The following is a 13,499-nucleotide window of genomic DNA, read 5'->3' as shown; positions in this document are numbered from 1 at the left end:
CAACAGACCCTGGACTGGGCAGCGGCACTGCATCCCCGCAGATACTCGGCACCACCGAAAGCACCAGCACTACCCACCACCACTGGCATCAACCTGTCTTGAGACAGGTTGACAACTTCCGAGCGGTGCACGCGCGCGTTCATCGGCGGGAGCGGATGCGGCGGGGTCGGTGGTGGCGGTCGGACGAGGGGCAGCGGATGCGGCAGGGTCGGACGCGGCGGGCCGGGCCCGGACTCAGTCGTCGGCGCCGGCCGAGGTCTCCGTGTCGGCGGGCCGGACCTTGCGGCGGTGGCTGGTGTCGCACAGCGGATAGTTCTTGCTGCGGCGGCACGCGCACACGGCCACCATGAACCGGTCCGAACACACGCGGGCGCCGTCATCGGTCACCAGGTCCACGGGCCCCTCCACCAGCATCGGGCCACCTGGCACTATGCGGACCACCCGCGGTTCGCGGTCACCTGCGGTCGACACGGACCACCACCAGCTCCTCGACCCGTCGCCCGGGCTCGAGCAGTCCGGCCGCCTCGAGCCGTTCGGCGTAGGAGTTCATCACGGGACCGAACTCGACGACCCGGGTCGCCACCTGCCTGGCGTCGAACCCGGCCCGCTCGAGCCGGCTGATGGTCTGCGGGGGGTCGGAGAACTCCGAGTGGACGATGAGCATGCTCCCGCCGGGGGCCACGAGATCCGGGGCCAGATCGCACAACTCGTCCAGGACCACCCGCCCGTTGGCGCCGGCGTCCCAGGCCCGGTTGGGGCCGGTGCCGCGCAACGGTGTGTCGGAGGGGACGTAGGGCGGGTTCGACACCACCACGTCGAACGGCCCCGCGACCCGGGCGTCGGCGAGGGTGCCCACCCTGGCGTCCACCCGGACCCCCGCGCGCTCGGCGTTGCGGGTGGTGCAGGCGACGGCTGCGGGGGAGATGTCAAAGGCCAGGACCTCCCGCGCACCCTTGAGTGCGGCCTCGATGGCGAGGATCCCGCTGCCTGTACAGATGTCGAGGACTCGTTTGTCGGACACCAGATCGCACTGGTCCAGCACCTCGCAGAGCAGCCACGAGTCATCCTGCGGTGCGTAGACGCCCTCATCGACCTCGATGTGGGCGAACCGTGTCTGGGTCATCGGGCCTCCGGGTGAGGGGTCGGGCAGGTGATGCTCAGTCAATCGACGTACCCGATCTCCTGCAACCGCTAGACCGCTACCGCTGCCAGAACAGTCCGCCGGGAACGCCTGCGCCCCCGGTGAGGCGGCAGGTCAGAACCGTTCCCTCCGGCGCGGTGACGGCGACGCCCTCCTGCATGCAGGGCTGCCCCTGCAGAGCCGGACCGGTGCCGTCGGGCCCGGTTCCCTGCGGTTGCGGCAGCCACAGCGGCCCCGCGCCGCCCGGGTCCTCGGTGCAGAACAGCGGAGATCCGTCGTCCGCCTGCGCGAGCTCGCCGAGACGGTGGCAGGGGCCACCGGTTCCCACGACGTTGGCGGGTAGTTGCGACGCCGCCGACGCGGCAGACGTCGCCGGGGCGGTTGGAGCCGCGGCGGTGGCCGACACCGGGTCGGCGGCCTCGACGGTGGGGGAGGTGGTGGTGGGTGTCGACGACGACGACGAGGTGGTCGCCTGCGTGGTCGGCGACGGGGCGGGTTCATTCTCTCCCGCCGCGGAACAGCCCGCGAGCGCGACGCCGGCCGCCATCGCGAGTGCGATGACGGCCGGGACACGGCGACGCCCGGTGCGGGAGAGCGGGTGGTCCGTCGCGGTGTGGGTCATGCTGTCCTGTTCTCGCAGCGCTGGATCAGGCCCCGATGATGAAGGTCTCGAGCTCGGTGCGGGCTTTGTCGTCGGCCATCTGGACCGGCGGCGATTTCATGAGGTACGCGGACGCGGGCAGGATCGGTCCGCCGATGCCGCGGTCCTTGGCGATCTTGGCCGCGCGGACGGCGTCGATGATGATGCCGGCCGAGTTGGGCGAGTCCCACACCTCGAGCTTGTACTCGAGGTTGATGGGTGCGTCGCCGAACGCACGTCCCTCGAGGCGAACGTACGCCCACTTGCGGTCGTCCAGCCACTCGACGTAGTCGGAGGGGCCGATGTGCACGTTGCGGTCGTGGATCTTGTCCTTGAGGGAGCCCTCGAGGTTGGAGGTGACGGCCTGGGTCTTGGAGACCTTCTTGGACTCCAGGCGCTCGCGTTCGAGCATGTTCTTGAAGTCCATGTTGCCGCCCACGTTGAGCTGGTAGGTGCGGTCCAGCGCGACGCCGCGGTCCTCGAACAGCTTGGCCATGACGCGGTGCGTGATGGTGGCGCCGACCTGGGACTTGATGTCGTCTCCGACGATCGGCACGCCCGCGGAGCGGAACTTCTCGGCCCACTCGGGGTCGGAGGCGATGAAGACGGGCAGAGCGTTGACGAAGGCGACATCGGCGTCGATGCAGCACTGCGCGTAGAACTTGTCCGCCTCCTCGGACCCCACCGGCAGGTAGCTGACCAGGACGTCCACCTCGGCGTCGCGCAGGGCCTGGACCATGTCCACCGGCTCGGCGTCGGACTCCTCGATGGTCTGCCGGTAGTACTTGCCCAGGCCGTCGAGGGTGGGGCCGCGCTGGACGGTGACGCCGGTCGGCGGCACCTCGCAGAGCGTGAGGGTGTTGTTCTCCGAGGCGGTGATGGCATCGGCGAGGTCCATGCCGACCTTCTTGCCGTCGACGTCGAAGGCGGCGACGAACTCGACGTCTCGCACGTGGTAGTCGCCGAACTTGACGTGCATGAGTCCGGGGACGGTCTGGTCGATCGCGGCGTCGGCGTAGAACTCGACGCCCTGCACGAGCGAGGACGCGCAGTTGCCGACGCCGACGATCGCGACGCGCACCTTCTTGTCGGTCATTGGGGTTCTCCTTGTGGTGGGTTCTCTGTTCGGATGAGTTCGTTGATCCAGCGCAGCTCGCGCTCGCTGGTCTCGAGGCCCAGCAGGGTGAGCTGCCGGGCGTAGCGCAGTTCGGTCGGGCCGGTACGCGTGGCGGCGTCACGTTGGCCCTCGCGGCGCTCCTCGAGGACCCGCCGCCGGCCCTCGAGGAGTCGCACCCGGGCGGGCCCGGGGGTGCGGTCGAAGAAGGCCAGGTGGACGCCGAAACCGTCGTCGGTGAACGACGCGGCCCCTGGTTCGTCGAGCAGTGCCGACATCGTCTCCTTGCCGCCCGAGGTGATGCGGTAGGTCTTGCGACCACGTCGTGCGGTGGCGGGTGGGCGCGTGGCGGTGGCCGCCGTGGCGTCCTCGACGATGTCGCCCTGTTGCCGGAGGCGGCGCAGGGTGGGGTACAGCGAGCCGAAGGACACGGTCCGTACGGTGCCGAACATCTCGGACAACCGTTTGCGCAGCTCGTAGCCGTGCATGGGTCGCTCATCGAGCAGTCCCAGGATCGCCAGTTCGAGCACCACACCTCCTCCCTCGACATCTCAGGCCTGCGGGTTTCCGCGACGGCCACCGACAGTACACGGTGTGATGTATCGAGCCGATATACCGGGCGGTGGCATCGGCGTGACGTGTCGGCGCACGGCCCGTCCCGGCCACCCACCCCGGTCGTCCACGCCGGGCCGGGCCCGGGTCGTAGGCTGGCCACGTGGACCAGGCCGACTCCCGCTCCCCGCGACCCGGCCCCCCGCCGGGGCCGCAGGACCCCACCGGCCGCGACGCGCTCAGGCGTCGCCGGGTGGTGGACTTCGCCCTGCGTCGGCGAGGGGTGCTGGCGGACCTCCGGGAGGGCGTGTCCGCGCTGCACGAGGTGTGTGACGCCGACGTCTACCTCTTGCGTGCCGCAGGCTTCCACGGGGTGGAGACCGAGACGGTGTGCCCCGTGTGTCGCAAGGAGAACCTCACCGAGGTGTCCTGGGTGTTCGGTGACGACCTGGGCTCGGCCTCGGGCTCGGCCCGCAGTGCCGACGAGATAGAACAGCTGGCGCTGACCCACGACGCGTTCACCGTCCACGTGGTGGAGGTGTGCCGGAGCTGCTCGTGGAACCACCTCGTCCAGTCCTACGAAGTGGGCCTCGCGACGGGTCAGGGCAGGCGCGTGCGGCGGGCCGCGCGGGAACTCCGCCGCCACCACTGAACCGGGCCGGATGGCCCGGCCGGGTGCGCCGAGTTCAGAGTGCGGCCGGATTTCGTACACAATGGATGTCAGTGCACCGTCATCGGGGGTCACCCGTACCGGTCCGAGCTGCTCGCAGGAGGGTGGAAGATGTCGCAAAGTGGCAGTTCGCGTGGGAGAACCGACGCGGACCGGGACGACTCCTCGCATCGGCGCGGCTGGTTCCGGCGGCACCCGGTCTGGACGACGCTGATCCTCCTCGTCGTCGTCCTGCTGGTGATCCCGATGATCGTCGTGGGTGTGATGTACAACCGCACGGAGATCCCCCGTCCGGGGAGCGTCGCCGCCAACCAGATCTCCGAGATCTTCGCGGACGACGGCACCACGATGATCGGTCGGATCGTCCCACCGGAGGGCAACCGCACCCTGGTGGAGATCGACGCGATCCCCGTCCACGTGCGCAACGCCGTCATCGCGGCCGAGGACCGCAGTTTCTACACCAACGAGGGCTACGACCCCACGGGTATCGGCCGCGCGGTGATCGGGCAGGTGACCGGCGAGTCGAGCGCCGGCGGCGGATCGACGATCACACAGCAGTACGTCAAGAACACCATGGTCGGCGACGCTCCCACGTACGAGCGCAAGGCCAAGGAGATCGTCATCGCGGCCAAGATGACCAACAGATGGTCCAAGGACCAGATCCTCGAGGCCTACCTCAACACCATCTACTTCGGTCGCGGCGCCTACGGGATCGCCGCCGCGTCCACGGCCTACTTCAACAAGCCGGTCGAGAACCTCACGGTGGAGGAGGGCGCGATGCTCGCGGGGGTCATCCAGTCGCCGTCCGCGCTGGACCCGCTCAACAACCGCGCGGCCTCCGAGAGCCGTTGGAACTACGTCATGGACGGCATGCGTGACATGGGTGCGGTCGACGCGCAACAGCGGGGCATGGCGGCGTTCCCCGAGGTGGTCCAGGACCCGCAGGCGATCGAGCAGAACGTGGGTGATCCGACCAACGGGGCGATCCGCCGCCAGGTCCTGGCCGAGCTCGACCAGGCGGGCATCGACGAGCAGATGCTCAACACCCGCGGTCTCAAGATCACCACCACCATCGACCAGGCCACGCAGGACGCGGTCGTCTCCGCCGCCCGGAGCAACATGGAGGGTCAGAACCCCGAGAACCGGACCGCCGTGGTCTCCATCAACCCCCGCACGGGCGGCGTGATCGGCTACTACGGCGGTGAGGAGGCCGAGGGCTGGGACTACGCCAACGCCCCGCTGCAGACCGGCTCCACCTTCAAGATCTTCGGCGTGGCCGCGGCCCTGGACCAGGGGATCGGGCTGGGCACCCAGATCTCCTCCGCGCCCGTGACCACCGGCAACGTCACCGTCACCAACGTCGACGGGCAGAGCTGCGGCACGTGTTCGGTCTCGCAGGCGCTCAAGATGTCGCTCAACACCTCGTTCATCCGTCTCCAGCGTCTGCTGGACAACGGGGCCAACGACGTCCGGGACATGGCGCACCGCGTCGGGATCCCCGAGCAGATCCCCGGCCTGCCGTGGGAGACCCTCAGCGAACAGGGCGAGGATCCCTACGACGGTCTGATCCTGGGTCAGTACCCGATCCGGGTGCGTGACATGGCCACCGGGCTGGCGACCTTCGCCGCCGAGGGGGTCCACCGGCCCACCCACTTCATCCAGAAGGTCGAGACGGCCGACGGAGAGGTCCTGGTGGACAACAGTTCCGTCGAGGGCGAGCAGGTGGTGGACGAGGACGTGGCCAACAACCTGGCCTCGGCGATGGAGCCCATCGCGGCATACTCCAACGGCCACTCCCTGGCCGGCGGCCGCCCGTCCGCCGCCAAGTCCGGCACCACCCAGCTCGGTGACACCGGGTACAACAAGGACGCCTGGTTCGTCGGCTACACCCCCTCCATCGCGACCGCGGTGTGGGTCGGTACCGACGACAACTCGCCGCTGCTCAACCAGTGGGGCGGGACGATGTACGGCGCCTCCGTCCCCGCGGACATCTGGAAGTCGGCGATGGACGGGGCGCTGGCAGGGACGGATTGGGAGAGCTTCCCGACCCCCGGGTACATCGGCGGTCAGGCCGGCGCGTCCCAGTGGGAGTCCTCCGGATCGGGCACCGGGACGGGGAACACCGGCGGGACCGTGGACACCGAGCAGTTTGTCCCGCAGACCAGTGCTCCGCCCGCGCCGGCCCAGCCCGCACCCGCGCCCGGTGCGCCGGGCCCGCTCACGCTCAACGTCCCGGGCCTGCCCGAGATCGTGATCCCGGGCGCCGGCGCCCCGGCGCCCGCGCCCGCACCGGCTCCCGAGCCGGCGCCGGTGCCCGGTGGCGGCGGAACCGGTGGCGGAACCGGTGGAGGCACGGGCGGTGGAACCGGTGGCGGCGGCACCGGCGGGGGAGACGGCGGCGGCACCGGCGACGGCGGCGACGGCGGCGCCTGAGCGAATTGCCGTGAACTAGGGTGTGACCGTGCAGAGCAACGGCCACCTCTCCCCGCTGCCGCTCGACGACGACCTGCGGTCCCTCGGGCCGCGGGACCGGGTGCGCCCCGGGGACGGGTCAGGCGCGGCCGTGCTGGACGCGTGGGGCGGGCCCGTCGGCCGACACGCCGCGGTGGGCCGACAGCGGTTCTGGACCCCGCTGCGGGTCATCATGCTGTTCGCGGTGGTGTTCCTGGCGTTCGGATTCTTCTCCAAGGCGTCATGTCTGGAGACCACCACCGGTGCCGACGGCGCCCAGCCCGGCCTCAACTGGACCGGGCAGCAGTACTTCAAGGCCTGTTACGCGGACCCGCTCCCGCTCTACTCGGTGCAGGGCCTGGACTCCGGAGAGCTGCCGTACCGGTACATGTGGGTCGGTGACGACGGTGTGGTCCGCTACATGGAGTACCCGGTGGTCTCCGGGATGTTCCAGTACGTCACGGCGCAGGCGGCCCAGGCCTGGCACTCGGTCGCCCCCGGCGCCCCCATCGAGGTGGTGAAGTACTTCGTTCTCGGCTGCGTGTTCCTGGCGATGATGTGGATGGTCGCCGTCTGGGCCACGTACCGGTCAGCCGGGCGCAGGCCGTGGGACACGGTGCTCATGGCGGCCAGCCCGCTGATCATCTTCCAGGCGTTCACCAACTACGACCTGATGGCGGTCGCCTTCGCGTCCGTGGCGCTGCTGCTGTGGGCGCGCAGCAGACCGGTCTGGGCCGGGGTCGTCCTGGGGATCGGCGTGGCGGCCAAGCTGTACCCGCTGTTCCTGTTCGGGGCTCTGTTGGTGGTGGCGATCCGGCGGAGGCGCTTCGTCGACCTGGGCAAGGCGGCCGGCGCGGCGGTGGCGGCGTGGTTGGCGGTCAACCTGCCCATCATGATCCCGTTCCCGCAGGGCTGGAGGGAGTTCTTCCGGCTCAACTCGGACCGGCCCGCCAACCCGGAGAGCATCTACGCCGTGATCAGGACCCTCACGGGCTGGGAGGGCTTCGACGTCGGACGGGCGGCGGGCGAGGCGCCGGTCCAGCTGAACATGGTGTCCCTGGTGCTGTTCGCCCTCGGCTGTGTGGCCGTGCTCGTGATCGGTCTCACCGCGTCCACCACCCCGCGGGTCGCCCAGTTGGCGTTCCTCATCGTGGCGGTCTTCCTGCTCACCAACAAGGTGTGGAGCCCCCAGTACTCGTTGTGGCTGGTCCCGCTGGCCGTGCTCGCGGTGCCACGGGCGAAGCTGCTGGTCCCGTGGATGGCGTTCGACGCGCTGCTGTGGGTCGCCCACATGTCGTACTTCCACGGCGTGGCGAACAAGGGCATCGGGCCCGAGGTGTTCCACCCGCTCGTCCTGGTCCGCGACCTGATGGTGGTGGCGATCTGCGTGGTGGTGATCCGCGAGATCTACCGGCCGCACCTGGACCTGGTCCGGATGACGCACCAGGGCACCCCCGAGGGGCCGGATCCGCTGGCGGGGGTTCTCGCGGACCCCGATGAACCGTTGGTCGGACCGCCGACCGACCAGGAGAACGACGACGACGAGGTCCGCAGGGCCCGACAAAGGGAGGCCTCCGCCGGATGAGCACCGACGCGATGATCTGGATGTTCCTGTGCATCCTCGTGGGATTCATCTGCATGGTCACCGCCGCCGGGGGGTTCCGCGCGGGCTGGCGGCAACCGGTGTGGATCGCCTGGACAGTGGCCGCCTTCCTCTTCCTCACCGTGGTGCCGGTGGTCCTCGCGTTGACGATCGGCCTCCGGCACGGTTGAGGCGGCGTCAGTCGCTGCGCCGGGATTTCGTCTGCCGAGCTCATGCGGGGTAGCCTTACCGGGTTGCTGACGCAACGACCCTCCTGCCACGGAAATTCCGTGGCCGAATCTGTAGTCCACAGGAGGTGATGAGGTCCCATGCGTCAATACGAAGTGATGGTCATCCTCGATCCGAGTCTCGACGAGCGCACCGTGGCGCCGTCGCTGGACACGTTCCTCAACGTGATCCGGCAAGAGGGCGGTTCGGTCGACAAGGTCGATGTCTGGGGCAAGCGACGCTTCGCCTACGAGATCAACAAGCAGACCGAGGGCATCTACGCCGTCGTCCAGATCAAGTCCGAGCCGGACGCGGTCAAGGAGCTGGATCGTCAGCTCGGTCTGAACGAGAACGTCCTCCGCACCAAGGTGCTCCGCGCCGACAAGTGACCCTGACTGTCCGACCCGCCCGGTAATCTGGGCGCGGTCGGCCGGACTGGCGATCACATCCACCTCAGCTTCTACACGGAGGACAAGCGCATGGCACAGGGCGACACCCCCATCACCGTGGTCGGGAACATCGTCGCGGACCCCGAGTTGCGGTTCACACCGTCGGGTGCCGCGGTGGCGAACTTCCGGATCGCCTCGACGCCGCGCCGCTTCAACTCCCAGACCAACCAGTGGGAGGACGGCGAAGGCCTGTTCCTCACCTGCAACGTCTGGCGTCAGGCCGCCGAGAACGTGGCGGAGTCCCTGCAGAAGGGCATGCGAGTCATCGTGAACGGCCGGCTGCGCCAGCGGTCGTACGAGACCCGTGAGGGCGAGAAGCGCACGGTGTACGAGGTGGAGGTCGACGACGTCGGCCCGTCGCTCAAGTACGCCACCGCCAAGGTCACCCGCACCAACCGCGAAGGCGGCGGGGGCGGTTTCCAGGGCGGCGGGCAGCAAGGCGGCCAGCAGGGCGGCGGATTCCAGTCCGGCGGCCAGCAGGGTGGCGGTTTCCAGGGCGGCGGCCAGCCGCAGGGTGGCTTCGGTGGCGGCCAGGGAGCCGGTCAGCAGAACGACGACCCGTGGGGCAGCGCTCCTCAGGCCGGCGGTTCCGGTGGCTTCGGCGGCGCGGACGACGAGCCCCCGTTCTGATCCCAGGGTCTTTTCCCTACGGGGCGCGCGATGCGTCCCACCCCATAAGCATGAGACATGACCTCGCGAGAGTCCGGCCCCGGTCGGCTCGTCGGAGGAAAGAAAGGTAGACGGATCATGAAGCTGATCCTCACCGCCGACGTCGACAAGCTCGGTGCTCCGGGCGACATCGTCGAGGTCAAGGGCGGATACGGTCGTAACTTCCTGCTCCCGCGCGGGCTGGCCATCGTGGCCACCCCGGGCGCCGAGCGCCAGATCGAGTCGATCAAGCGGGTCCAGGAGGCCCGTGAGGTGCGCGACTCGGACCACGCCAACGAGCTCAAGCAGAAGCTCGAGTCGCTCGCCGACGTCAAGGTCGCGGTCAAGACCTCCGACACCGGCAAGCTCTTCGGCTCGGTCACCGCGGGCGACGTCGCCGCGGCGATCAAGTCGGCCGGTGGGCCGGCGCTCGACAAGCGCGCCGTCCAGATGCCCCGGGAGCACATTAAGTCGACCGGCGCCCAGAGCGTCGTCGTCGAACTCGGGCACGACACCACCGCGACCGTTGCGGTCGAGGTCGTTCCCGCCTGATCTGCCACGTAGGGCCCCGGTCGTCGTCCGCGACGACCGGGGCCCTCGTCGTGGGAGCTCGATGACGGGTTGTGGATCGCCTGTGGATAACTATGCCGACGAAATACAACGGTGTCGGTTCCGAGATCGATAATGTTCATCTTTCGTTATCTATTGCGCCGTCGAACCGGTCGTGATACAACACGTTCTCCACTGGTGGGGCGACCTGCAAAGATAGTGATGACCTGCGGTTTTGTCGAAACCCGGCAGGGTACTCCACGAGTTCTCCACAGCGGGGCGCGCATAATCCCTGCGTAACCTCGATTCATCCACAGTTGTCCACAGGCGGCCACCAACGATTGTGGATAAGCCTGTGGATAACTAGGTGGGTGGCTGCCGAGCGTGTCGCAGCGGTGGCCTACAGTGAACTCGTCACGCGGACCGGCGAGGCGGCTGGGAAGTAGCGCACGTATGAGGCGTGAAGCGGAGAGGAGAGCCCATGGCGCAGGGGGGATTTGACGGTTCCGACGAGATGCCGCCTCCGCCGGACGAGGGTGGGCGCGCCGAGTTCGGCCGCACGCCGCCCCAGGACCTCACCGCGGAACAGTCCGTACTCGGCGGAATGCTGCTGAGCAAGGACGCCATCGCGGACGTGGTGGAGGAGATCCAGCCGGGCGACTTCTACAAGCCCTCGCACCAGGCCGTCTACGACGTCATCCTGGACCTGTACGCGCGTGGCGAGCCCGCAGATGCCGTCACGGTGGCCGCCGAGCTCGATCGCCGGGGGGATCTGCGACGTGCCGGTGGGGCCACCTACCTCCACACGCTCATCTCGACCGTGCCCACGGCGGCCAACGCCGGGTACTACGCGCAGATCGTCTCGGAGAAGGCGATTCTGCGCCGCCTGGTCGACGCCGGGACGCGGATCGTGCAGTTCGGCTACTCGGGGTCCGAAGGCGCCGACGTCGCGGAGGTCGTGGACCGCGCGCAGGCGGAGATCTTCGAGGTCACCGAGCGCCGGACCACCGAGGACTACGTGATCATCGAGGAGCTCCTGCAGCCCACGATGGACGAGATCGACGCCATTCACACCGCCGGCGGGCTCAGCCACGGTGTCCCGACTGGCTTCGCCGACCTCGATGCCGTCACGAACGGTCTCCACGGCGGTCAGATGATCATCATCGCCGCCCGCCCCGGCGTGGGTAAAGCCCTGGCCCTGGACACCGTGCTGCCGACCCCGGACGGTGCGACCACCATGGGGGAGGTCGCGGTCGGCGACCGGGTTCTGGGCGCCGACGGGCAGCCGACCGAGGTCGTGGCCGTGACCGAGGTGTGGCAGGACCGCCCCTGCTTCACGCTGCGGTTCAATGACGGCTCGGAGATCGTGGCGGACGCCGAGCACGAATGGCGTATCGAGATGGGCGGCACCCACCAGACCGTCACCACCAAGTCGCTCGAGACGCTGATGCTGGTGAGCGACTTCGGGATACTCGTGCCCGAGAACGCGGATTCAGGGCGACCCGCCCGGGTGATCATCGACGTCCGCGGCGCGGAGAGCGTGCCGGTCAGGTGCATCGAGGTCTCCGCCGCCGATCACTTGTACCTGGCCGGGCCCACGGCGATCCCCACGCACAACTCCACCATCGGCCTGGACATCATGCGCTCGTGCTCGATCAAGAACGGGCTCACCTCCGTGGTGTTCTCGCTGGAGATGGCCAAGACCGAGATCGTCATGCGCCTGATGAGCGCCGAGGCACGGGTCAAGCTCTCCGACATGAAGTCGGGCAAGATGAGCGACGAGGACTGGACGAGGATGGCCCGGCGGATGGGCGAGATCTCCGAGGCTCCGCTGTTCATCGACGACTCGCCCAACCTCACCATGATGGAGATCCGCGCCAAGGCCAGGCGACTCAAGCAGAAGCACGACCTGCGGCTGATCGTGGTGGACTATCTGCAGCTGATGTCGAGCGGTAAGAAGGTCGAGTCCCGCCAGCAGGAGGTCTCGGAGTTCTCGCGTCAGCTCAAGCTGCTGGCCAAGGAGCTCGACGTGCCCCTGATCGCCATCTCGCAGCTGAACCGTGGCCCCGAGCAGCGCACCGACAAGCGGCCACAGGTCTCCGACCTCCGTGAGTCCGGTTCGCTGGAGCAGGACGCCGACATCGTCATGCTGCTCCACCGCCCCGACGCCACCGAGCGTGACGACCCGCGCGCCGGCGAGGCCGACCTGATCCTGGGCAAGCACCGTGGTGGTCCGACCTCCACGATCACCGTGGCGCACCAGCTCCATTACTCCCGGTTCGTCGATATGGCGCGGGGGTTGTAGGGGCCGTCACGTTTCTGCTGTCGCCGAATTTGACCTTCGAGTTGGTTGAGGCCGGACGATGTACGAGTGGCTGACCCAAAATTGATGTCGATCGGCGTGTTCGCCAAGCTTGTTGGACTGACTGCGAGCGCGTTGCGGTTCTACGACGATGCCGGTGTGCTGTGTCCTGAGCAGGTCGACCCGCTGACGGGTTACCGGTTCTATAGCGAATCGCAGTCGGCGCGGGCCTCGCAGTTGCGTCAGTTGCGAGAGATCGGGATGCCATTGCCCACAATAGGTCGGTTCTTCGCCGCCAGCACGACGAAGGCTGCGGAGCTTATCGACGATCAGGTGGCCAAGGTCGCCGCAGAGGCCAGCGAAATTCAGCAGGTCGCCGCAACACTCAAGTCATCCCTCGGGTCGGGCGCTTGCCGCGCCCTTTGTGTGCTTCCGGGACCGGTCCTTGCAGCGGCTGTCAACCAGGTACTTGCCACGACCACTCACGACCCCCAGATCCCGGTCCTCGCCGGTGTGCACCTCGAAACAGATCCTGACGCCATCTCGCTGACCGCGACCGATCGCTACCGACTCGCTACGCGCACCTTGGTGCCCAGCCAGCTGTCTGCAGTTTCCTGGGCAGGGACCCTGAACGGAAACGACCTCCAGACCGCAGCCTCGCGGCTGCGGCGAAGCCCGGTAGTGACGCTGGAAACGGGTGAACGGGCCCTGGGCCTGCGTACGGCGGACGGCACCGTGGCCCATTGTCGCCTGCTGACCGCGGCCTTCCCTGACTACAGGCTTCTGATCGGGTCACTGCCAGCGGTGACGCATCGCGTCACGATCGAGACGCAGCAAATCCGCAAAGCGCTAGAACACGCACCTGGGAAGGTCGGCCTGCGGATCTCAGGCCGTCAGGCGAGTCTCGTGCTATTCGGTGCCGCCGTGGATCTCCACGGCACCGCGACAGGTCCCGATCTAACACTCTGGTTCGAACTGGCCACCTTGTACCCAGCGTTGAGCCACGCACTAGGAAACGAAGTGATGCTCGATCTTCGAGGGGCCGATCAGCCAGCCACTGTCCGATCAGCCGACGAAGGCGACCTCACGACGCTCGTCATGCCCTGCCGACCGGACCCGCCCGGAACCACGTCACGGACGCCTCGTCCACAGACACGCAAGGAGTGAAGCACC

General features: G+C 68.4%; 14 protein-coding genes. 9 read left to right on the top strand and 5 right to left on the bottom strand.

Annotation, left to right across the window (positions count from 1 at the left end; translation table 11 throughout):
• Positions 1–234: 234 nt before the first annotated feature.
• The 5 genes from NJE57_RS16225 to NJE57_RS16205 all read right to left on the bottom strand — a co-directional run bounded on the left by NJE57_RS16225 (position 235) and on the right by NJE57_RS16205 (position 3,425).
• Positions 235–414: a CDGSH iron-sulfur domain-containing protein gene (locus NJE57_RS16225; protein WP_319029559.1), complete on the bottom strand. Its 180-nt coding sequence runs from the start codon at positions 412–414 to the stop codon at positions 235–237.
• A gap of 40 nt (positions 415–454) precedes the next feature.
• Positions 455–1,123, bottom strand: coding sequence for a HemK2/MTQ2 family protein methyltransferase (locus tag NJE57_RS16220; RefSeq protein WP_319029548.1), 669 nt, complete (start codon positions 1,121–1,123; stop codon positions 455–457).
• 76 nt (positions 1,124–1,199) lie between these two features.
• Positions 1,200–1,763 carry a hypothetical protein gene (locus NJE57_RS16215; RefSeq protein WP_319029547.1) on the bottom strand — a complete coding sequence of 188 codons (564 nt, stop codon included), beginning with the start codon at positions 1,761–1,763 and terminating at the stop codon, positions 1,200–1,202.
• A 25-nt stretch (positions 1,764–1,788) separates the two neighbouring features.
• Positions 1,789–2,877 (bottom strand): inositol-3-phosphate synthase, encoded by a 1,089-nt coding sequence (locus tag NJE57_RS16210; RefSeq protein WP_319029546.1) that lies wholly within the window; start codon positions 2,875–2,877, stop codon positions 1,789–1,791.
• Entirely contained in the window at positions 2,874–3,425 is a 552-nt protein-coding gene (locus NJE57_RS16205; protein WP_319029558.1) for a PadR family transcriptional regulator, read from the bottom strand. The genes NJE57_RS16210 and NJE57_RS16205 overlap by 4 nt, the downstream gene beginning before the upstream one ends.
• Positions 3,426–3,700: 275 nt before the next feature.
• Here NJE57_RS16205 and NJE57_RS16200 point away from each other — a divergent pair, with 275 nt between their 5' ends.
• The 9 genes from NJE57_RS16200 to NJE57_RS16160 all read left to right on the top strand — a co-directional run bounded on the left by NJE57_RS16200 (position 3,701) and on the right by NJE57_RS16160 (position 13,493).
• The gene (locus tag NJE57_RS16200) at positions 3,701–4,099 is read left to right on the top strand and encodes a DUF5318 family protein (RefSeq protein ID WP_319029557.1); all 399 of its coding nucleotides are present in this window, start codon (positions 3,701–3,703) and stop codon (positions 4,097–4,099) included.
• Between the two features lie 129 nt (positions 4,100–4,228).
• The gene (locus NJE57_RS16195) at positions 4,229–6,550 is read left to right on the top strand and encodes a transglycosylase domain-containing protein (RefSeq protein WP_319029545.1); all 2,322 of its coding nucleotides are present in this window, start codon (positions 4,229–4,231) and stop codon (positions 6,548–6,550) included.
• Between the two features lie 28 nt (positions 6,551–6,578).
• The gene (locus NJE57_RS16190) at positions 6,579–8,153 is read left to right on the top strand and encodes a glycosyltransferase family 87 protein (RefSeq protein WP_319029544.1); all 1,575 of its coding nucleotides are present in this window, start codon (positions 6,579–6,581) and stop codon (positions 8,151–8,153) included.
• The gene (locus tag NJE57_RS16185) at positions 8,150–8,341 is read left to right on the top strand and encodes a hypothetical protein (RefSeq protein WP_319029543.1); all 192 of its coding nucleotides are present in this window, start codon (positions 8,150–8,152) and stop codon (positions 8,339–8,341) included. The genes NJE57_RS16190 and NJE57_RS16185 overlap by 4 nt, the downstream gene beginning before the upstream one ends.
• A gap of 138 nt (positions 8,342–8,479) precedes the next feature.
• Positions 8,480–8,767: a 30S ribosomal protein S6 gene (rpsF, locus tag NJE57_RS16180; RefSeq protein WP_107747067.1), complete on the top strand. Its 288-nt coding sequence runs from the start codon at positions 8,480–8,482 to the stop codon at positions 8,765–8,767.
• A gap of 90 nt (positions 8,768–8,857) precedes the next feature.
• Positions 8,858–9,457, top strand: coding sequence for a single-stranded DNA-binding protein (locus tag NJE57_RS16175; RefSeq protein ID WP_319029542.1), 600 nt, complete (start codon positions 8,858–8,860; stop codon positions 9,455–9,457).
• A gap of 117 nt (positions 9,458–9,574) precedes the next feature.
• Positions 9,575–10,027: a 50S ribosomal protein L9 gene (gene rplI, locus NJE57_RS16170; RefSeq protein WP_319029541.1), complete on the top strand. Its 453-nt coding sequence runs from the start codon at positions 9,575–9,577 to the stop codon at positions 10,025–10,027.
• Positions 10,028–10,505: 478 nt separating this feature from the next.
• Positions 10,506–12,329, top strand: a complete 1,824-nt coding sequence (dnaB, locus tag NJE57_RS16165; RefSeq protein ID WP_413464425.1) for a replicative DNA helicase — start codon at positions 10,506–10,508, stop codon at positions 12,327–12,329.
• 66 nt (positions 12,330–12,395) lie between these two features.
• Positions 12,396–13,493, top strand: coding sequence for a MerR family transcriptional regulator (locus tag NJE57_RS16160; RefSeq protein ID WP_319029540.1), 1,098 nt, complete (start codon positions 12,396–12,398; stop codon positions 13,491–13,493).
• The last annotated feature ends 6 nt before the right edge of the window (positions 13,494–13,499 follow it).

The organism is Dietzia sp. PP-33 (assembly GCF_033790845.1).
Taxonomy (GTDB): domain Bacteria; phylum Actinomycetota; class Actinomycetes; order Mycobacteriales; family Mycobacteriaceae; genus Dietzia.
The sequence above is the reverse complement of the archived record's forward strand: the minus strand, read 5'-3'. Positions and strand labels throughout refer to the sequence as shown.